The sequence below is a fragment of the Flavobacterium sp. P3_A6 genome (assembly GCF_056403035.1).
Window position 1 is genome coordinate 1 of sequence record NZ_JBFUGG010000025.1, and the last position, 20,884, is coordinate 20,884.

General features: G+C 33.8%; 17 protein-coding genes. 11 read left to right on the forward strand and 6 right to left on the reverse strand.

The window, feature by feature from the left end; translation table 11 throughout:
* A partial coding sequence (locus AC1DVP_RS18360; RefSeq protein ID WP_477184932.1) for an MBG domain-containing protein occupies nt 1-1,975 on the forward strand: 1,975 nt, incomplete at its 5' end.
* A gap of 166 nt (nt 1,976-2,141) precedes the next feature.
* Complete coding sequence (locus tag AC1DVP_RS18365; protein ID WP_477184933.1) at nt 2,142-2,975, forward strand: outer membrane beta-barrel protein; 834 nt, start codon at nt 2,142-2,144, stop codon at nt 2,973-2,975.
* A gap of 410 nt (nt 2,976-3,385) precedes the next feature.
* On the opposite strand, the gene AC1DVP_RS18370 is transcribed toward AC1DVP_RS18365, so the two are convergent.
* The 4 genes from AC1DVP_RS18370 to AC1DVP_RS18385 all read right to left on the reverse strand — a co-directional run bounded on the left by AC1DVP_RS18370 (nt 3,386) and on the right by AC1DVP_RS18385 (nt 6,926).
* Entirely contained in the window at nt 3,386-4,993 is a 1,608-nt protein-coding gene (locus tag AC1DVP_RS18370; RefSeq protein WP_477184934.1) for a hypothetical protein, read from the reverse strand.
* Nucleotides 4,994-5,055: 62 nt separating this feature from the next.
* Nucleotides 5,056-5,601, reverse strand: coding sequence for an RNA polymerase sigma factor (locus AC1DVP_RS18375; protein ID WP_477184935.1), 546 nt, complete (start codon nt 5,599-5,601; stop codon nt 5,056-5,058).
* A gap of 21 nt (nt 5,602-5,622) precedes the next feature.
* Complete coding sequence (locus AC1DVP_RS18380) at nt 5,623-5,946, reverse strand: hypothetical protein (RefSeq protein ID WP_477184936.1); 324 nt, start codon at nt 5,944-5,946, stop codon at nt 5,623-5,625.
* Between the two features lie 116 nt (nt 5,947-6,062).
* Nucleotides 6,063-6,926: a protease complex subunit PrcB family protein gene (locus AC1DVP_RS18385; RefSeq protein ID WP_477184937.1), complete on the reverse strand. Its 864-nt coding sequence runs from the start codon at nt 6,924-6,926 to the stop codon at nt 6,063-6,065.
* Nucleotides 6,927-7,113: 187 nt separating this feature from the next.
* On the opposite strand from AC1DVP_RS18385, the gene AC1DVP_RS18390 reads away from it, so the two are divergent.
* The 3 genes from AC1DVP_RS18390 (at nt 7,114) to AC1DVP_RS18400 (ending at nt 9,920) form a co-directional block, all read left to right on the forward strand.
* Nucleotides 7,114-8,484, forward strand: coding sequence for a DNA recombination protein RmuC (locus AC1DVP_RS18390; protein WP_477184938.1), 1,371 nt, complete (start codon nt 7,114-7,116; stop codon nt 8,482-8,484).
* A gap of 77 nt (nt 8,485-8,561) precedes the next feature.
* The gene (locus tag AC1DVP_RS18395; protein WP_477184939.1) at nt 8,562-9,110 is read left to right on the forward strand and encodes an acyl-CoA thioesterase; all 549 of its coding nucleotides are present in this window, start codon (nt 8,562-8,564) and stop codon (nt 9,108-9,110) included.
* Between the two features lie 270 nt (nt 9,111-9,380).
* A complete protein-coding gene (locus AC1DVP_RS18400; protein ID WP_477184940.1) occupies nt 9,381-9,920 on the forward strand; it encodes a YceI family protein in 540 nt (179 codons plus the stop codon).
* Between the two features lie 11 nt (nt 9,921-9,931).
* On the opposite strand, the gene AC1DVP_RS18405 is transcribed toward AC1DVP_RS18400, so the two are convergent.
* Both AC1DVP_RS18405 and AC1DVP_RS18410 read right to left on the reverse strand, forming a co-directional pair.
* Nucleotides 9,932-10,843 (reverse strand): TIGR01777 family oxidoreductase, encoded by a 912-nt coding sequence (locus AC1DVP_RS18405; RefSeq protein WP_477184941.1) that lies wholly within the window; start codon nt 10,841-10,843, stop codon nt 9,932-9,934.
* 252 nt (nt 10,844-11,095) lie between these two features.
* Nucleotides 11,096-12,391, reverse strand: coding sequence for a cryptochrome/photolyase family protein (locus tag AC1DVP_RS18410; RefSeq protein WP_477184942.1), 1,296 nt, complete (start codon nt 12,389-12,391; stop codon nt 11,096-11,098).
* Nucleotides 12,392-12,580: 189 nt separating this feature from the next.
* Between AC1DVP_RS18410 and purB the strand changes: the two genes are divergently transcribed.
* The 6 genes from purB to AC1DVP_RS18440 all read left to right on the forward strand — a co-directional run bounded on the left by purB (nt 12,581) and on the right by AC1DVP_RS18440 (nt 20,684).
* Nucleotides 12,581-13,927: an adenylosuccinate lyase gene (gene purB, locus AC1DVP_RS18415; protein ID WP_477184943.1), complete on the forward strand. Its 1,347-nt coding sequence runs from the start codon at nt 12,581-12,583 to the stop codon at nt 13,925-13,927.
* Between the two features lie 38 nt (nt 13,928-13,965).
* Nucleotides 13,966-14,745 carry a polysaccharide deacetylase family protein gene (locus AC1DVP_RS18420; RefSeq protein WP_477184944.1) on the forward strand — a complete coding sequence of 260 codons (780 nt, stop codon included), beginning with the start codon at nt 13,966-13,968 and terminating at the stop codon, nt 14,743-14,745.
* Nucleotides 14,746-14,997: 252 nt separating this feature from the next.
* The gene (locus tag AC1DVP_RS18425; protein WP_477184945.1) at nt 14,998-17,229 is read left to right on the forward strand and encodes a cation:proton antiporter domain-containing protein; all 2,232 of its coding nucleotides are present in this window, start codon (nt 14,998-15,000) and stop codon (nt 17,227-17,229) included.
* A 391-nt stretch (nt 17,230-17,620) separates the two neighbouring features.
* Entirely contained in the window at nt 17,621-18,811 is a 1,191-nt protein-coding gene (locus AC1DVP_RS18430) for a serine hydrolase domain-containing protein (RefSeq protein WP_477184946.1), read from the forward strand.
* A gap of 347 nt (nt 18,812-19,158) precedes the next feature.
* Complete coding sequence (locus AC1DVP_RS18435; RefSeq protein WP_477184947.1) at nt 19,159-19,872, forward strand: DUF4241 domain-containing protein; 714 nt, start codon at nt 19,159-19,161, stop codon at nt 19,870-19,872.
* Between the two features lie 326 nt (nt 19,873-20,198).
* Entirely contained in the window at nt 20,199-20,684 is a 486-nt protein-coding gene (locus AC1DVP_RS18440) for a hypothetical protein (protein ID WP_477184948.1), read from the forward strand.
* Nucleotides 20,685-20,884 lie beyond the last annotated feature (200 nt).

The window sequence follows — 20,884 nt, forward strand, 5'->3', positions numbered from 1 at the left end:
AACTTATGCTATTAACCAAGGAAGTTTGAGTACCGGATCTAATTATACGATTAGTTACGTAGGTGCTAACTTTACTATTACTGCCAAACCAATTACAGTAACGGCAACTCCATCACAAACTAAAGTTTATGGAACAACAGATCCTGTTTTTGCGTATACAGTTTCACCAAGTTTGATAAGTAGTGATGCTTTTACTGGAACTTTAACAAGAGTTGCCGGGGAAAATATTGGAAACTATGCTGTTAACCAAGGAAGTTTGACTGCCGGAACTAATTATACAATTAGTTTCGTAAGTGCTAACTTTACTATTACTGCCAAACCAATTACAGTAACGGCAACTCCATCACAAACGAAAATTTACGGAACAACAGATCCTGTTTTTGCTTATACAGTTTCACCAGGATTGGTAGGTAGTGATTCCTTTACAGGAGCTTTAACTAGAGTTGCTGGGGAAAATATAGGAACTTATGCTATTAACCAAGGAAGTTTGAGTACCGGATCTAATTATACGATTAGTTACGTAGGTGCTAACTTTACTATTACTGCCAAACCAATTACAGTAACGGCAACTCCATCACAAACTAAAGTTTATGGAACAACAGATCCTGTTTTTGCGTATACAGTTTCACCAAGTTTGATAGGTAGTGATGCCTTTACTGGAACTTTAACAAGAGTTGCCGGGGAAAATATTGGAAACTATGCTATTAACCAAGGAAGTTTGACTGCTGGATCTAATTATACGATTAGTTTCGTAAGTGCTAACTTTACTATTACTGCCAAACCAATTACAGTAACGGCAACTGCATCACAGACGAAAGTTTATGGAACAACGAATCCTGTTTTTGCTTATACAGTTTCGCCAAGTTTGGTAGGTAGTGATGCCTTTACTGGTGCTTTAACAAGAGTTTCTGGGGAAAACATTGGAAACTATGCCATTACACTAGGAAACTTAAGTGCAGGTACTAACTATAACATTACTTATGTAAGCAAAGATTTTACTATTACGGCAAAACCTATCACAGTAACAGCAAATACTTCACAAACCAAAGTATATGGAACAACAGATCCTGTTTTTACTTATACTGTTTCGCCAAGTTTGGTAGGTAGTGATGCCTTTACTGGTGCTTTAACAAGAGCTGCTGGAGTGAATGTGGGTGTTTACGCTATCACACAAGGTACCTTAAGTGCTGGTGGAAATTATTCCATTATGTATAATGGCTCAAATTTTACTATTACGAAAGCAGATCAGGTAATTACCTGGAATCAGACTTTGGGATTAGGTTGTAATGGAGAAACTAGTATTGTTTTGACTGCTGTTGCTAATAGTGGTTTAGCAGTAAATTATGCTTCTTCTAATACTAACATTACTACTGTTTCAAATAATTCATTAATTTTCCAGAATTATGGGTCTGCAGCTATAACAGCTTCGCAACCTGGCAACATGAATTACAATGCTGCTCCGGCTGTTGTTTTACCAGTAGTATCTAGTCAGCCTAACCTGATTAGAAAACAATTTGAAAATATTATATTCTTTGACAATAGTTCTAAGAGTTTTAAATCGTATAGCTGGTATAAAAATGGGGTTTTAGTTCCTGGACAAACTTCACAATATTTCAAAGAAAGTGGTGCTTTGAATGGAACTTATTATGCAGTAGCAACAAAACTAGACGGAACATTAATTACAACATGTGCGTTGACTTTATCTACAACAATGGAAGAAGAGTATATAAGAATTGTTCCAAACCCTGTTAGAAGTAATGCGAGTTTCCAATTGATGACGAATGTTAGTACAAACAGATTACAAAATGCGCGTATTGAGGTTTATAATTTAACAGGCAACTTACTGACTACTATTACAAACACAAGTCAAAATACTATTGACATGATAGCTCCAAGTGTTGAGGGGATTTATATTGTAAAAATGACCTTAGCAAATGGTAAATATTTTACTAAAAACCTTTTAGTGAGAAATTAAAATAATTTATAGAATATGACATCCTCATTTTTAATGAATGGGGATGGATTATTCTAATTAAAAAAACAAGTATGAAATCGCCATTAACAACAAGTTTGCGTGAGCAAAAATCAATAAGTAAAAAGGCAATAACATATAGGACTGCTAAAAAATAAATTTTATATCTATGAAATTCAATATTAAAAATATAATTGGAACTATAGCTTTCTTAATTTCACAAGGAGTAGTTGCACAGTTTTATGTAGGAATACAGTCGGGAATAGGAAATATTAAGAGTGATATTACTGGTATACAAGCAGGTAATCGCCTTGGCGGAGCTGTAAAAGCAGGTTATATCTATTCTTTAAATACACATTTTGGTATTGGTTCAGGGCTAGAGTTTTCACAATACAAACAAGAAGTTTCTTTGTCTCAGTCTTCTGTAATACTTTCTAGTTTTGAAGTTGATGCTTCCACTTCGGCATTTGTTTATAACGTTACTACCAACAATTATAAAGAAAAACAAACTTTACATGCTCTGCAAATCCCTCTTTTTGTCCAATATAAAACAAATATTAATAAGGGTATTGATTTTAATTTTAGAGCTGGAGCTAAATATTTTTTACCTGTAAATTATAAAATTAAAGCAACAGCGGATTACGCAAATGGTAGTGCTTATTATCCAGATGTAAACCTAACTATTGACGATTTACCAGAATATGGTTTTGGCCGTCAGAATAATTATTCATCATCAGGAAACTATGAAACTAAAGGAATTATAATGAGTTCTTTTGAGTTAGGATTTACATTTGATATGGCAACGAAAAATTCGTTGTATGTAGCCCTGTTCCTGGAAAGTGGATATGGTACAATTTTAGACCAAAACAAAAATGAATCCTATATTGGTTATAACCAAACATCTGTATCTGATAGGAAAACTAATGGATTGTACAGTACTGATAAAGATGCTAAAATTAAACCTGTGGCTTTTGGGTTAACATTAGGATGGAATTTTAAATAAATTCATTTTTTAAAATAATACAAAAAGGTCTTGACTCAAATCAAGACCTTTTTTTGCAACACATTCTGTTTTCAAAACAAAGCATCCTTTTGATCTGTATTTGCAACTGCAGGCGGTATTTATTTTCTTAACGAAAAAGAGAACTAATATAGTATACCTCAAATCCGCAATCCTTAACTAATTAAGTCTTTCGGATTTTGTTTATAAGCTAAATTTAATTTTTCTGAATAATTACCCTAAAAATCTTGTTATTTTGGTTATATATTCATCCATTTTGAATATAATATTGATAAATTCAATAAATAAAAATCAGTCATATCACCTTTTTATAATGTAAAATGCCGGATTAAAAACCCGGCACTACCGCAATTAAAATTCTAAATACCACATTAAATAATTATTGCAAAAAGTTAAAAAGATACATTTAAACCAACATTAAACATCCACTGAAACTGATTGAAAGACTGATTCTCCAATGGGTTGATATAATAATTCATTCCTGGCTCTATGAAAAATTTGGTTCTTTTATAGAATTCATATTGTAAAGTGCTGCTCAATAATGTCCCGTAAACAAATTCATTTACATTTTTATTTTCCCCTATAGAACTTCCGTTCAATAATACTTCATTAGAAATTAGCTTGCCGACAAAACCTCCTGTATTCATACTGATACTGGTTTTCTTTTTGCTTAAAAGAGCATATGAAACCTCCAATGGCATTTCAAAATATTTTAAATTCTGAGTTACATTTCCTGTTTCAAAACCTGTACTGGTCTTAGAATTTGCTGCAAACAAATAATTTTCATTATTGGAAACAAAAACTATCGCATTATTTTTGGAAGGACTATCCTGCACTACATTATTATTAGGCAAAATACCTGATATAAAACTTGCCTCTGCGCTTCGTTCATAATAAGCAACTTCATTTATTTTTTGTCCAAGCTCATTAATTTTGAATCCTGAACTTACTGCCCATTTTTTGTTCAGTTTATAATTGGTTTTTACCCCATAACCGTTTGACTGTTTTGAGGCCACTGTATTTCCTAATGCTTTTTCTTTGCCGTAATTTTCAGATCCCATAACCCCTGCAAAAACTTGAAGCGACCATTTATCAATAACTTCCGAATTTGTTTTTTTCTTAGTTTTATCCTTATCCAATTCAGCCAAAGCATTCTCTAATTGAGCTACTTCCTTCTTTATTTTGCTAAGGGAATCTTTCGCACTAGTATTTTCGGCAATTGTTTTATTAGTACTAAATCCGGAAGCCTCAGGATTTTGATTAATCAGTGCTGATTTAGAGTTTGCGCTTTTTACACTTTCCTTGTTTAATTTCGATTCAGAAATAACGCTATTATCAGAACTGGCTATCGTTTTAGCATTTCCATTTGAACTGCTTTGAGAAAAATTGTTTGCCCCAACAAATGAAGCTATGTTATAACTGCCAGCCTTTGTGTTTTTATTAGCTGCAATTGCATCCGATTGCGGCTTATTATTGCCCTCAGCAATTAACTGATTATTTTTTTTACTATTTGAATTCTTAAAGCCTTTAGAATCATTTATTTTAGAAGAAACTACAGGAATAGGAATCGTTTTGGCAGTTGCCGAATTAGCATTAGTTAATGAAATGCGGGTTTCTTTACTATTCACATTTTCATTCTTAGCCTCATTTACATGATTTCCTTTTTCTCCTAAAGATACTTTTTCAATGGTGCTTTCATTTTTATTTATATTCTCATTGGTATTTCTATTATTTTTTGAGTCATTTTGCAAAACAACTCCGTTCGCATCATTTCCTATAATTAATTCCTGATCATTCCCTTGATTGGAATTAACATACCAAATAGTTGGAAGAGAAAGTCCCGCGACTAAACATGCAGCAGTCCACCACCAAATAACTACACGCTTCTTCTTTTTAGGTTTATCTAATTGAGCTTCTATTTTATCCCATAACTCGGGTGGCGGAGTACTTGAAAAGTTCTCCAATGAAGAAAAAACAGATTTTGCTTCTTTATTTTTCATGCGCACTTATATTTTTTTGAAACCTTCTGGCTTTATTAATTTACCTTAACAGAATTTCAATTTTATGCTGTTTTACAATTTAATACCATCAATATTTTTTTCTTCAAAATGCTCTTGGCTCTGTTTAAATTTGATTTAGAAGTCCCTTCACTTATATCAAGCATCTTTGCAATCTCTTTGTGTTTCATTTTTTCGAAAACATACAAATTAAAAACCATTCGGTATTGATCTGGCAATTCTTGAATATATTCTAATAATTTTTCCTGCTCAATGGGTGCTAATTCTAATTCTTCTTCGGCTGCGATATCAGTTTCAAAAACATCCAAAAACAAAACTCCTTTTTTCTTTTTCTTTAACGTCTCTAATAATTTATTGATAAAAATACGCTTAATCCAACCTTCAAAACTTCCTTCAAATTTGTATTGTCCTATTTTTTGAAAGGCAATTACAAAGGCTTCCTGAAAAACATCTTTGGCGTCATCTTCATTCCGCATATATTTCAGGCAAAGCCCATAAAGAACTGGAGAAAACAACTGATACACTTTCAGTTGCGCTTCCCGGTCATTATCGGCACATTTCCTAATATACTGGTCTAAGTTCTCTTTCAAGAATTCTCTGGTGTTGGTTTATTATTTTTTTTTCTTGGTTATTTCGAAATTGGCATAGTCAGCTTTATCTTCTAACGCCACTTCATAATTTTTAAAAAACAAATCGTCTTTTAGATTCATTTTCCAAATATCCTCTGCAAAAATAGGTTTCTCTTCGATACTATTATGAATTTTATTTACTTCTGGATCAACAGATTGAAATTCACCTTCATCTGTAAAAATAAAAATTTTCCAAGCCCAGCTTTCCATAGCTTCCTCTTTGGAAATTCGTCTAAAACGGGAATCCTCATAAGTGCAGGAAGAAACAGTAAAAATTATAAAAAAAATAAAAAATATTTTTCTCATATATTGGTTTTTATTTGGTTACACTTGGTTATTTAATAGTTATAAGGCATTTGCACAACCTCATTTAAAAAAAACGATGATTCCGCTAAACCTAAATTCAGCGGAATCAAAATATATTATGATTTCGTTTTTAACAAAGCCACTTTGTCCTGAATCACTTTCTTGAATGCAATAACTTCAGCAGTTTGATCTGCAGTATTATCATTATCCAAATATATTTTGGTGACAACTCCTGCTTGGCTCCACTCTAAGTAAACACCGCCTTGATCATGAGCATCTGGTGAACCGAATGTTTTGGTCTGTCCTTTTAAGTTTTTTATTTCGGTTGGGATTTTTGAAATAAAACCAGCATAATCATCTCTAAAAACTAATGTTTTATAATCAGTTCTATTAAACTCAACAGGAAAATTATGCACACTTGAATACTTAAGCACTTTGTGATTTTCGATTTTATAAAACTGATAGCATTCCGCCCCAGTACATTCTCCGAAATAAGTGCCAACAATAGCATAATCAATATCTGTATTGACTTTGGAGAACAAAATTGGCTTAGTTGATTTTGGAAGCACTATATAATCTGCAGGATACGTGATTGTCTGAAGCACCACTTCATCAACACTAGGCACTTTTTCAGAGTACTGAACCAAAATTTGGCAATCGTCTTCAATTACAGATTGGATTTTTATATCATAGCCTGACGTAGGTTTTGGTCCTGCTAAAAGTCCTAATATTCTTTTTTGGGTAAAATCAGGCAGAGGACCAAAGGGGTCACAAGGGGCAAAATGCTTTTGCAGTTCTTCATTTGAATTTATAAGTACATAAATAGGCTTCGTTGGATTCTCTTTTGGCTGTCCGCAATATTTAAAATTCTCATAAGCAACATTTCTGACATCACCACAATTTTGAGCATTATCGCCTAATGAATCTGTACAGGAAGAAAAACTAAAAGCTATCAGGGCTACTATAATAAAACGTTTCATATTTACTTTTTAATTAATTAGTATACTAGTAAGATGACTCATTTTTAAAATGGTTGCGTGATGATATAAAAAAAAGTTGAAATTGTTGATTTAGCACTGGATTTCTAATAATTCGTGAAATTTCATTTTTTAAAATTAAGCACTACGTATTAATGCGTACTTTTACATTTTTAAAAAAGAAACATCTATGTTAACAATTCTTCCTCTACTAGTGGTTTTTATTATTGCGCTTACAATAGGCATTTTCATTGGCAAACTTCTGTTTTCTGCCCGATTTCAATCGGAAAAAGTAAGTCTGGAAGAAAAATTAATCGCCCTGAATTCTCAATTGAACCAACAGAAAGAACAGTTTTTATTGGATAAAAAGACATTCGAAAAACAGCTGGAATTAACCCATTCTGAAAAAGAGAATATCCGTAATGAGAAGGACAGTTTAGCCATTCAGCTTTCTAAAAAAGAAGTAGATTTTGAAAATCTTTGGGAACGCAACAAGGAACAAAAAGAAGAAGTTGAAAAACTGCAGGAAAAATTCACTAAAGAATTTGAGAATCTTGCCAATAAAATATTAGACGAAAAATCGAATAAATTTACTGAGCAAAACAAAGAAAACATGAAAAATATCTTGACTCCATTACAAGATAAAATTCAGTTATTCGAAAAGAAAGTTGAAGACACACACAAAGAAAGTATTGACTACCATGCCGCTTTGCGCCAACAGATACTTGGCTTGAGCGAAATGAATGCTCAAATGAGCAAAGAAACCCTGAATTTGACCAAGGCACTAAAAGGCGACAGCAAAATGCAGGGAAACTGGGGCGAACTGGTTCTGGAACGTGTCTTAGAAAAATCAGGATTGGAAAAAGACAGAGAATATCATGTACAGCAAAGTCATACTACAGAGGAAGGTAATCGTGTTTTCCCCGACGTTGTCATCAATCTTCCTGATGGAAAAAAGATGATTGTCGATTCTAAAGTTTCCCTAACAGCTTATGAAAAATTCATTAATGAAGAAGATGAAAATTTAAAGAAACCTTTTTTAAGAGAACATGTCAATTCGATAAAAAGCCACGTAGATCAATTGGGAGGCAAAAATTACCATGATTTATACCAGATAGAAAGCCCTGATTTTGTTTTGCTGTTTATACCTATGGAACCCGCTTTTGCATTGGCTCTTAACGAAGACACTACCTTATACAACAAAGCTTTCGAAAAAAACATCGTGATTGTAACTCCTTCTACCCTACTGGCAACTTTACGTACGATTGACAGTATGTGGACAAACCAAAAACAGCAGGAAAATGCCTTTGAAATAGCTAGACAAGCTGGTGCATTATATGATAAATTTGAAGGTTTTGTTGCCGATTTAATAAAAATTGGCAAAAAAATCGAAGAGAGTAAAATTGAATATCAAGGAGCCATGAATAAACTAGTGGAAGGAAAAGGAAACCTCATCACAAGCGTCGAAAAACTTAAAAAAATGGGAGCCAAAGCTAAGAAAGCACTTCCTGAAAGTATTTTAAAAAGAGCTGAAACTGATGAAAGTTCTCTTTTAAATTAGATTATGATTTATAAACACAACTACTCAATTTAACCAATACAATTAAAGACAGCTTGTCTTTTACCAAAAATAAATCTATGGACAAAATTTACAAAACAGTTGCTTCATCTCATGTCAGCATTTCAGTATTGATGCTGCCCTCACATACCAATTTTAGCGGAAAAATTCATGGTGGCTATATTTTATCACTCTTAGACCAAATAGCATTTGCCTGCGGTTCCAAATTTTCCGGGAATTATTGTGTAACGGCTTCTGTAGATACTGTGAATTTTTTAAAACCAATTGAAGTAGGCGAACTCGTGACGATGAAAGCCTCAGTAAATTATGTTGGAAAAAGCTCTATGGTTGTAGGCATTCGCGTAGAAGCCGAAAACATTCAGACTGGCCATAAAAAACATTGTAATTCTTCCTATTTCACCATGGTGGCCAAAGATAACGAAGGTAACAGCGTACCAGTTCCCGGCTTAATTCTGTCTAATTTTGAAGATGTAAAACGTTTCTGCAATTCATTAAAACAAATATCGCTAAAAAAAGAACGCGACTTACACCAGGAAGTTTTCAATTATACTGCAAAAGAAACCCTTGAAGGCTTAAAAAAATACAATATAAAGCTTGAATTAGATTAGTTTTTTCTAAAGCCGCTAAGCGGCTAAGATTCTAGTTGAATACAGCTGAAAAATATAAATTATTTCGGAGAAGAAAGATTTGTTTTTTGGCATCATTGAAGAAGAAAAAAAGTACTGATCCAACTTCAGTTTAAGGCATTAAAATCTAATTGAAAAAGACCAATATTGAAAGATTTTATCTTTCAATATTGGTCTTTTTTTGGCGCAATTTTAAGACTGTTGTCATTAAAATATCGTAACTTTAAGTACAAACCTTTAATAGAAAAGATTATGAAAAACTTTACTCTATTAGCCTTATTATTAATACTTTGCCCCATTGATGCACAAAACAAATTCAGCTCATCCAAATGTGCTATTTACTTTGAAGCATCAGTGCCATTATTTGAAGCCGTGGAGGCTAAAAATGATGACGTGAACTGTACACTTATCCCAAATAAAAAGGAAATAAATTTTACGGTAGTTATCAAGAAATTCAAATTCAAAAGAGATTTGATGCAGGAACATTTTAATAGCAATTACATGGAAAGCGACCGCTATTCCAAAGCTACTTTTAAAGGAGTTATCGAAAAATTTGACCTGAAGGAAATTACCGAAGAAGAGAAAGATTTTTTTATAATAGGAAAAATAACAATTCACGGACAATCACGAATGATTACAGTTCTTGCGAAAATTAAAAAGGCAGGCAACGGAATCCAAATAAACTCCAATTTCACATTGAACACGGATGATTTTAAAATTGAAATCCCAAATATTGTAATTGCAAAAATTTCAAAAACCGTGAATACGCAAATCCTCTGTATTTTAAACTAATGGTTTAACCTTTATTTTACGCTGTTTTTCAATGCCTTTGTTAGATTTTTAAATTGAAATCTAAACCCTAGTTTTTTAACTTTATCCGAAGAAACCCTTCTTCCTGTCAAAAGCAGTGATGCCCTTTCTCCTAGCATTAATCGGATTAAAAAAGCTGGGACATTGGGCAGCCAAATCGAAAAACCATAAGAATTCGCTAACTCTTTAGAGAAAATTAAATTCGTCGTACTGTCATTAATCGTAGCGTTATAGGGACCGGTCATTTTTTTGTTTTCGATGGCTTCAATATACATCATGCACAAATCATGCACATGAATCCAAGGCATATACTGCCTTCCTGAGCCCAAAACACTGCCAAAACCTCTTTTAAAAATTGGGCTTAGTTTTTTTAATATTCCTTCGTTTTTTCCCAATACTAAACCAGTACGTATCTTTACGGTACGAATACCTAAACCAGCCATCAAATCGGCCGATTTTTCCCATTCCTGACAAACAGTTCCAACAAAATCATTGGCAGGCAATGTGTTTTCAGTACAAATGCCTTCGCCATTAACCGCCCCATAAAACCCAACACCCGAAGCCGAAACAAAAGCATCGATTTTTTTATTCAGTTTTTTTAAAGTATCATAAATCAATTTCGCAGACTGTATTCTGCTATCTCGAATTTCAGCTTTTCTTTTGGAAGTCCATCTTTCTTCGGCAATATTTTCGCCAGCCAAATGGATTATATAATCGGCATTGCGTACAGCAGATTCCTCAATACTTTGTGCCGCAACATCCCAAATATAATAGGAAATGTTTTCTGTGCTTGGTTTGATGCTTCTGGTCAATATTGAAACTTTATAACCTCTTTCCAATAACTTTTCAGTTAGATACCTACCGATAAAACCAGTACCGCCTGTTATTAAAACATTTTTTTGCATAATTTTAAAAAATTTGAGGAAATCAATTACAATACAAATATATGCCAATGCTTTTTTTAACAGTATTAATAAGAAGTTAAACATGAGGTCTTTATACACAAATTACACTTAAAATATCATTTTTTTGAGTGATTATAAACTATTTCTATCTATTCGTTCCTTTTTTTCTTTTTTAAAGGAAAAGAAAAGGTAATTGCGAGAACAATTTGGCCATTTGGGCTAGGCATTACGCTTCGAAATCATATTCGAAAATCATTTCAAAATTCCCGCTTTATAAACAGCGATAGCTCTATCTCTGGCAAAAGCATGATCAACCATAGGTTCAATGTAACCCAAATCAAATTCGGGTATCCATTTACGGATATAAACGCCTTTTTCATCAAACTTTTTCAGCTGGATATCAGGATTAAAAACCCTGAAATAAGGGGATGCATCACAACCTGTTCCAGCTGCCCACTGCCAGTTCCCTACATTGGCCGATAAATCATAATCCAATAATTTTTCGGCAAAATAAGCTTCGCCCCATTGCCAATTTATCAGCAAATGCTTGCATAGAAAACTCGCCACTACCATACGCACTCTGTTATGCATATAGCCCGTTTCATTGAGCTGACGCATTCCTGCATCGACCATAGGATAACCAGTAGTTCCTGTACACCAGCGCTTGAAATCTTCCTCATTATTGCGCCATTGAATTCCATCATAAGCCGATTTGAAATTATGGGTGACTACTTTTGGGAAACTAAATAGAATTTGCATAAAGAATTCCCGCCATATTAATTCGCTCAAGAAAACATTGTTTTTTCGAACTGCCCAATTGACTAATTTTCGGATGCTAACGGTTCCAAAACGCAAATGTGGCGAAAGATACGAAGTGCTGTCCATAGCAGGAAAATCGCGAGTTTCGTGGTAATTTGCAATCTGTGTTAAATTGTATGGCTTTACTTTTATCTTACTTTCCTCAAAACCTATTTGCTTTAAGCTTGGGAAATCAAAAACACTTTTATGGAAATTGGAAAAATAATTTTGAGTATCATACTCTTGAAGTGGTACATCTGATTTGTATTTTTCCAACCACTTATTTTTATACGGCGTATAAATAGTATAGGGCAATCCATCGGCTTTGATGATTTCTTTTTCTTCAAAAATGACTTGGTCTTTGAAAGAAAAACAGAGCGCATTATTTGCTTTTGCTAATACTGCAATGATCAAATCTCTTTTGATAGCATAGGGTTCGTAATCTTTATTGAAGAAAACTGCCGAAATAGTAAACTCATCGAAAAGAGATTTCCAAACCTCGCTTGTTGTCCCTTTTTTGATTAAAAGAGAACTTCCGATGACATTGAGCTGTGAGTTTATTTTTTGAAGTGTTTCGTGTATAAAACCAACACGAGCATCATTTTTTGGTAAGCTATCCAGAATATCAGTGTCGAAAATAAACACTGGAATTACAGGATGTTCAGATTGCAAAGCATGATACAACGCTACATTATCATCGAGGCGTAAATCGCGTCGAAACCAAAATATTGATACTTCTTGTTTTTGCATTATTTAAAAACTAATTAGCGTGATTATTGGCAAAAAACACAAAAATATTTCCCCTTGCCTAATAATTCTTTAAAATTAACAAATTGAATCCTTTTATATCACTAATTTCTTTATCAAACCTTAAATTTCATACCCCCTAATCCCTAAATTCTCATTATATTTGTGCCTTTCGAAAAAACAACAAAAAAAATGACTACTCTAAACGAATTGAATGCTATATCACCAATCGACGGCCGTTATAGAAATAAGACATTATCCCTGGCTCCTTTTTTTTCTGAAGAAGCTTTAATCAAATACCGCGTATTAATTGAAATCGAATATTTCATTGCTTTATGCGAAATTCCTTTACCACAATTAAAAAACGTTGACTCTTCTTTATTTGAAAGTTTACGCAACATTTATAAAAAATTCTCTACCGATGATGCCCTTTGGATAAAAGAAACCGAAAAAGTAACCAACCACGATGTAAAAGCGGTTGAGTATTTCATTAAAGATGCTTTTGAAAAACTGGGATTATCCGAATATAAAGAGTTTATCCACTTTGGATTAACTTCTCAAGACATTAATAACACTGCGATTCCGCTTTCGACAAAAGATGCGTTTGAACAAGTTTACATGCCATCGTTAATTACCCTAATTTCCAAATTAAAGGAATTGGCCCAAGAATGGGCAAATGTTCCTCTGCTTGCCCGTACACACGGACAACCGGCATCGCCAACCCGTTTAGGCAAAGAAATTGCAGTTTTTGTAGAGCGCCTGGAAGAGCAAATGCGTTTATTGTTCAACATTCCGTTTGCTGCTAAATTCGGCGGAGCTACTGGAAACTACAATGCACACCACGTAGCCTACCCGCAAATTGACTGGAAACAGTTTGGAAGCAAATTCGTTGAGGAAAACTTAGGATTGCACCATTCATTCCCAACAACACAAATCGAGCATTATGATCATTTTGCAGCATTTTTTGATGCTTTAAAAAGAATCAACACTATAATTATTGATTTGGACAGAGACATTTGGACGTATGTTTCAATGGAATATTTCAAGCAAAAAATCAAAGCAGGAGAAATTGGATCATCGGCTATGCCACACAAAGTGAATCCAATTGATTTTGAAAACTCTGAAGGAAACTTAGGAATAGCAAACGCTATTTTCGAACATTTATCCGCTAAATTACCGATTTCAAGATTACAGCGCGATTTGACAGACAGTACGGTTTTGAGAAACATTGGCGTGCCAATGGGACATACTATCATTTCTTTTGAAGCTACTTTGAAAGGTTTGAACAAATTATTATTGAACGAATCCAAATTTTACGAAGATTTAGAGAAAAACTGGGCTGTTGTTGCCGAAGCGATTCAGACAATCTTAAGACGTGAAGCTTACCCGAATCCATATGAAGCCTTGAAAGGATTAACAAGAACCAACGAAGTGATTGATAAAAATGCGATTCACAGTTTTATCGCTACGCTAAATGTTTCTGATGAAATCAAAGCAGAATTACTGCAGATTACTCCTAGCAATTTCTTAGGGATATAAATAAAAATTTAAAAAATCAATTAAAAAAGCACAAAGAAATGAGTAAGAATTTTATTCTAAAAATTATATTTCTTTGTGCTTTACTCATTTTATTTTACTGCGAAGACATACCTGAAAAAATAATAGAGGAAATTGAGCCTCCTAAAGCTGGTGTGATTCTGTCATTTGACGATGCATATATAGACGAATGGTATGATACCGATCAGGAATTAAAAAAATACAACTGGAAAGGCACTTTTTTTGTCTGCAAAATAAATACATTAAGGCATTCAAAAATCAAGAAGCTTCAAGAATTACAAAGGGAAGGACATGAAATTGCTGGTCATGGACTCCACCACTATAACGCAGTTAAATTTTTAAAAGGACATACCATTGATGACTATTTACATGAGGAAATAAACCCCATGATAGATTTAATGAACTTTTATGGCTTTAACATTACTTCTTTTGCCTATCCTTATGGTGCAAGAACTAAACAACTGGACACCGTTTTATTAAAAAAATTTAAAATTATAAGGGGAAGAGCATTTTGTGAAGAAAGTGCTTCCACACAAAACAGCTATTACGACCACTCTAAATTGGTGTTAAGTTTCAGCGTTGATGATACCCACGAACATTTTAATCTAACTCACCTTTTGAACTTATTGGAATATGCCAAGAAAAATGATAAAATTTTGATATTAAACAGTCATAAGACAGTAAAAAATGTAACAGGAGATTATCAGACAAAAAATGCAACGCTGGAATTTATTTGTAAATACATTCAACGTAATAATATGAAGTTTTATACCGTTTCAGATTTGGATAACTTAAATTAAAGTGACATTTCATTCCTTTTGATGCCGAAAATGTATTATTTTTATATCCAAGCCAAAAAAATTCAATAACAGTTAGCCCAGACAGCTGCCAAAAGCCTTTGGAGAATAAAATTATTTTTTCCTCTGGCAAAGAGAACGGAAGAACTACTGTTAGTGCTTATATTATAAAAGATTATACCCAAGTGTTTGGAACTAATGAACGGCAAGAGCGCAGCGAACGGACAAAGTACATAGCTTCTAAAACAAAAAAAAATGAGTACAGCAGCAGAAACATCACAACACCTTGAACCTTTAATAACCGATTTAGGATTAATACTAATGACGGCAGGAATTGCCGTTTTAATCTTTAGAAAATTAAAACAGCCTTTGGTTCTCGGATATCTGATTGCCGGTTTTTTGGCAGGGAATCATTTTGATTTTTTCCCAACGATAAAGGACATTAAAAGTGTTGAAGTTTGGGCAGAAATTGGGATCATCTTTTTATTATTCAGTCTGGGATTGGAATTTAGCTTTAAAAAACTAATGAAAGTCGGCGGCACTGCCTCCATCACAGCCGGAATTCAAATTGTAAGCATGTGTCTCATCGGGTACAGTGTAGGGCAATGGCTGGGCTGGCCTACGATGGACAGTATATTTCTTGGTGTGATTCTTTCGATATCCTCGACGACCATTATTTTAAAATCATTTGACGAATTGGGCGTTAAAACTCAGAAATTTGCCGGAATCGTTATTGGTTCGCTTATTGTTCAAGACATTCTTGCCATTTTAATGATGGTTTTATTATCGACAATAGCAGTGAGCAATCAGTTTTCTGGAAGCGCACTTTTAATGTCTGTGTTAAAACTGTTATTTTTCCTTGTGCTTTGGTTTTTGGGCGGTATTTTCATTATACCTACCTTACTCAAAAAAACCAAGCATCTGCTCACAGACGAAATGCTGCTGATCATTTCATTGGCACTTTGCCTGATGATGGTTATTTTAGCAGCAAATGCAGGCTTCTCACCAGCACTTGGTGCTTTTATTATGGGGTCTATAATTGCCGAGACAACCCAAGCCGAACATATTGAGCATCTGATAAAACCAGTGAAAGATTTTTTTGGTGCTGTATTTTTTGTTTCTGTAGGTATGTTAATTAATCCCGATGCCTTATACGAGCACTACATACCTGTGATTGTTCTCTCCCTAGTCACTATTTTTGGACAATCCATTAGTTCTACTCTTGGCGCTTTATTATCAGGACAGCCACTGAAAGATTCCATCAGAACGGGAATGAGTTTATCCCAAATTGGGGAATTCTCTTTTATCATAGCTACTTTGGGAGTGACGCTAAAAGCCACGAATACTTTTTTGTATCCAATTGTAGTGGCAGTATCGGCTGTAACCGTTTTTACTACTCCCTTTATGATTAAATATTCACTTCCTTTTTCAGAATATTTGTCCCATAAACTGCCCCGTAAATGGACGAAACGGATTGAACGCTACTCTGCCAGCACTCAAGCGATAAAAACAGTAAGTTTATGGCAAACGGTCATCAATGCCTTTTTGATTCAGGTCATTGTACTTGTGGTCATTATTCTTGCTATTATTCTGCTTTCTTCCCGATTTATTCTCCCATTAGTAAATGATTACCATTTAGGAAATTCTCTGGGGGCTTTGATAATTCTTGTAATATTATCACCATTTTTATGGGCGCTTGCTTTTCGGCGTGTGGCTATCGCCGAGGTGGAACAGTTAATGCACGACCGTAAATCACGCGGACCATTGACCATGCTGTTTTTCGTTCGTATTTTACTGTCGGTATTCTTTATTGGCTTACTGCTAAATATATTTTTATCCCCAAAAGTTGCCTTAATTGCATTAATAATTGCAGTGATAATCTATTTAATTTTTCAAAGAAAGTTACACATACAATATCATAAAATCKAAAATCATTTTCTAGCCAATTTAAACGACCGGGAGATTGCTAAAGCCAAAAGAAGCCGAAGCGATTTATTGCCTTGGGATGGACACATGGCATTTTTTGATATTGCTGCCGAATCAAATATTGCCGGTGAATCGCTGAAAGCTTTACGAATCCGGGAGAATTTAGGCATTAACATAGTTTCCATAAAAAGAGGCGAAGTGATGATACACATTCCCGAGGCAAACGAGCGCATTTTCCCTGGCGATGAAGTCTGCGTTATTGGAACCGATGCTCAAGTGCAGGAATTCAAAAAATATCTAGAAAAGCATGAAATGGACATATCTCCCGAAATAGTCGAGCCAGATATTGTTTTGCGCCAAATTGAATTAAAAAACCATGTTTTTCATGGCAAAAGCATCAAAGAATCTAAGCTTCGTGAAAAAACAAAAGGAGTAATTGTAGGCATCGAAAAAAAAGGAAAACGTTTCTTAAACCCAGAATCGAATGTCATTCTGGAAAAAGATGATATCCTATGGATTGTGGGAGATAAAAAACTGCTGGCAGATTTGGCTCATGATTAAAACTTTCAAATTATAATAACAAAAAAGGCATACACAAACACTGGTCGAAAGGCTGGTGTTTTTTTTTTTAGGAGCATAGCTATAGTTTTTCATAACAGCTTCACTCCCGCTGTACGCCATATCTTTTGTCTCGTTTGAGGACGAGACAAAAGGATATTTGCTTCCATCGGGGCTAGGCGACATATTTATCTTTTTAAGAACTAACTCAAAAAACTCATTACCAATACTTTTCACTTTATTTCGAAGTAAAAAGCATTAAAAATTGTAATGCTTTTTTTATACATTTGAGAATAAATAAACGCTGACAGTTATAAGCCATAGCATCCAACTTTTAGGCAGATAAGAGAGATTTTATCAAATCACAGATTATGCACTATTAAACATCCGCATTATGTTAACAAAAAAACACTGGTTTATTCTTTTTTTGCTATTTCCCCTTACGTTTGTTTGTGTAGGGCAGAAAATCGTAAGGCTTGACAAAACTAAAATTTCGGAAAACGATTTGGATATTAAAATCGAAACGCTGATGAAAGCTGCAAATGTACATGGTTTGGCTGTAGCAGTTTTTAACCATAATGAACCCGTATACAAAAAGACTTTTGGATATAAAAATGCAGTCACAAAAGAGCCGATTACAAATGAGACCAATTTTTATGGCGCTTCCTTAAGTAAACCGGTATTTGCCGTAATGGTCATGCGGCTTGTTGAAAAAGGCATTCTTGATTTAGATAAACCGCTGCAGGAATATTTACCTAAGCCTATTTTTGAGTATAAACGAAAAAATAAATGGCATGATAACTACGAAGATTTAAAAGGCGACCCGACTTACCTGAAAATAACCGCAAGAATGTGCCTAGACCATACGTCTGGTTTTCCAAACTGGCGATGGGATGAACCTGACCAAAAATTGAGAGTTAAAACAACTCCTGGCTCACGATATAGTTATTCTGGCGAAGGATTGGTTTATTTACAAGTCGTATTAGAACATCTTTTAAATAAGCCTCTAGAACAAATGATGARGGAAAACATTTTTAACCCTTTGAAAATGAATAATTCTTCTTACACATGGCAGCCAGAATTTGAAAAAGATTATTGCATTGGTCACAACACAGACGGAAAATTGTATGAAAAAGATAAAGATAACGAGGCGAGATCTGCCAGTACTTTAGAAACGACCTTTGGAGATTATATACTTTTTACCACAGCTGTACTTAAAAACCAATTATTATCAGCCTCTGCAACTAAAAAAATGTTCACGCAGCAAATTAAAATAAGATCAATAGCTCAGTTTGGGTCAATGCGCTTAAAAGATTCTGACGCAAATGACGGAATTGATTTGGGTTATGGACTTGGCTGGGTATTGCTCAAATCTCCCTACGGAACAGGTGCTTTCAAGGAAGGACATGGTGATGGCTTTCAGCATTATTCCATTATTTTTCCAAAAACAGGAAAAGGAATTATAATCATGAGCAATAGTGACAACGCTGAGAGTATTTTTAAAGAATTATTAGAAAGTGCTATTGGCGATATTTACACTCCGTGGCGGTGGGAAAACTATACTCCTTACAACCAAAAAGAATAAATTAACAATGTAACAGCAGGAATTTTGTTGAGTGGACAATACACTAAGAAAAGATTTATCATTCTAAGAACTATTTCAAAAAACTCGTTTGCAATACTTTTTGAAGCATAACAAAGTGAAAACCATTAAAATTTTGTAATGCTTTTTTTATACATTTGAAAATAAATAAGCGCTGATGTTTATCAGACATAGCACTCCTATTTTGGGTAGATAAGTCGGATTTTGTCAGGCCTATAAACGATTGCCAGTAATTTAAAGAGACATTGAGAAAACTATTAATATTCGGAATAATTCTAAACTTTTTGTCCTGTAATTTATCTGACAAAAAAACTGAATCACAAAAAGAAATGTTTGGACTGTTTAAGAAAAAAAATGAAAAGAAAACCGAAGTGCTTTCTCACGCTGATTATAATTTGATTTTTGACAATAAAGAAGTTGAAGAAACACCAATTGAGGTACTTGAAATTGGAATGCTAAATGTTCCGAGCGGACAAATTGTGGTTTGTGACCCATTGGTTTATTCCGAAACAACACCTCTGACAAGAACAGTTAAACCAGGTAAATATCCAGTCAAAATTTATGTAGCAAAAACAAAAGAATCTGGAGATAGGTATGCTGTCGCAAAACTTGAATTTAGCAACAAAAAAGCCGTAAAATGGGTTATGGCTTTGAGAGCAGAAGATGATATTAACGAATTGACAGATGAAGCCGATTATTTCGGATTCCCCGTTGACGCTGGATTAGGAGGCTTTTATGACTTTCAATCTGGTAAAGAATATCAAAAGTTTGAATCGGACTTTATGAAAGCAAATCCCGAAGGGAATATTTATGACGACTTTTTTGCAGCAGAATTTAAGAAAAATGCAAAAGATCAAAATGACTCAACGGATTATGGAGATTGGATAAACTTTCAACTTCCCAACTCGGAATTAAATATAACTATGTTTCATTCAGGTTACGGAGACGGAATGTATCCTTCATATTGGGGAATTGACAAAGATGGAGAAATTGTATCACTAGTTATCGATTTTTTAGTGTTATTAGTACCAGAATATGAATAATATAAACTACTGGCAACAGCTACAACGGATTTGGGCAATTGGCTTAATGGAAAGTTGGTTTTGTATTTGGTATGATTTGGCAAATCCGAAAATAGGGATTAATTTAGTACCAAACCCGCTGTAGTAACAGAACGTCAGGCTTTGAAAAAACTACTTAAAATTCAGAAAGTATTCGGAGGGCTATCAAAGAAAAAACTCAAATATAAGATTCTCAAGAGGCTGATTTTAGTTTTTTCACAGACTGACGTTATGGGCTAACTGTCCCGAAATTACGCAGATGAAAACAATCAGAAAATAAACAGTTGGCAAAAAATAATATTTCAAAAATGAAAAAACTTGTTTCAATAATAATATTAGTTTTATTCTGCAGTTGTAAAAAGGAAAAGAAAAGCTGTTATACAAACTTTACTTATTCAAAAGGAAATATTAAAATGATCTATAGATTAAAATTTAATTCTTCAGATACAGTTTACTATTTAAACGATAATCCGTTTCGACAAAAGGTATTAAACTATTTTATACTCGAACAGAATGAGAAAAAAATATTAGATAGTTTAATCTGCGAATTTAAATTCCCTATCAAGGATTCTGTCATTTCAAATAACCAAATAGAAGATGGAACAACAATAGCTTTTTCAATTGACAAAAAGAGATTAATGCTTCATGGTGGTAAAGGTCCGAAAGAGTTTTGGAAATTTGAAGAATGGATGGATAATTTACAAAAGTACAAACAATTAAAACTGATAGATAGGAAAATAAAATTTGATGAGTTTGATAAAATGTTTCCTGTTCCTCCTCCTATCACCAATTAATAACTTTTCCAAACCGACATTTGTTTCCGAATAAATTTTACAATGTAAAAACGTAAAGATTGGAATCTGCCAACAGAAACTTGAAAAGTTTGTGATTAAAATCATAATTTCGACAAAAACAACCAGCCCATAACAGCTACAACGGATTTGAGATGATTTGGCAAATCCAAATAATGAGATTAGTTTAGTACCAAACTCCC

Coding starts and splice junctions, on each gene's coding strand:
- AC1DVP_RS18365 (WP_477184933.1), top strand. CDS start 2,142: ATGAAATTCAATATTAAAAATATAATTGGAACTATAGCTTTCTTAATT.
- AC1DVP_RS18370 (WP_477184934.1), bottom strand. CDS start 4,993: ATGAAAAATAAAGAAGCAAAATCTGTTTTTTCTTCATTGGAGAACTTT.
- AC1DVP_RS18380 (WP_477184936.1), bottom strand. CDS start 5,946: ATGAGAAAAATATTTTTTATTTTTTTTATAATTTTTACTGTTTCTTCC.
- AC1DVP_RS18385 (WP_477184937.1), bottom strand. CDS start 6,926: ATGAAACGTTTTATTATAGTAGCCCTGATAGCTTTTAGTTTTTCTTCC.
- AC1DVP_RS18390 (WP_477184938.1), top strand. CDS start 7,114: ATGTTAACAATTCTTCCTCTACTAGTGGTTTTTATTATTGCGCTTACA.
- AC1DVP_RS18395 (WP_477184939.1), top strand. CDS start 8,562: ATGGACAAAATTTACAAAACAGTTGCTTCATCTCATGTCAGCATTTCA.
- AC1DVP_RS18400 (WP_477184940.1), top strand. CDS start 9,381: ATGAAAAACTTTACTCTATTAGCCTTATTATTAATACTTTGCCCCATT.
- AC1DVP_RS18405 (WP_477184941.1), bottom strand. CDS start 10,843: ATGCAAAAAAATGTTTTAATAACAGGCGGTACTGGTTTTATCGGTAGG.
- AC1DVP_RS18410 (WP_477184942.1), bottom strand. CDS start 12,391: ATGCAAAAACAAGAAGTATCAATATTTTGGTTTCGACGCGATTTACGC.
- purB (WP_477184943.1), top strand. CDS start 12,581: ATGACTACTCTAAACGAATTGAATGCTATATCACCAATCGACGGCCGT.
- AC1DVP_RS18420 (WP_477184944.1), top strand. CDS start 13,966: ATGAGTAAGAATTTTATTCTAAAAATTATATTTCTTTGTGCTTTACTC.
- AC1DVP_RS18435 (WP_477184947.1), top strand. CDS start 19,159: ATGTTTGGACTGTTTAAGAAAAAAAATGAAAAGAAAACCGAAGTGCTT.
- AC1DVP_RS18440 (WP_477184948.1), top strand. CDS start 20,199: ATGAAAAAACTTGTTTCAATAATAATATTAGTTTTATTCTGCAGTTGT.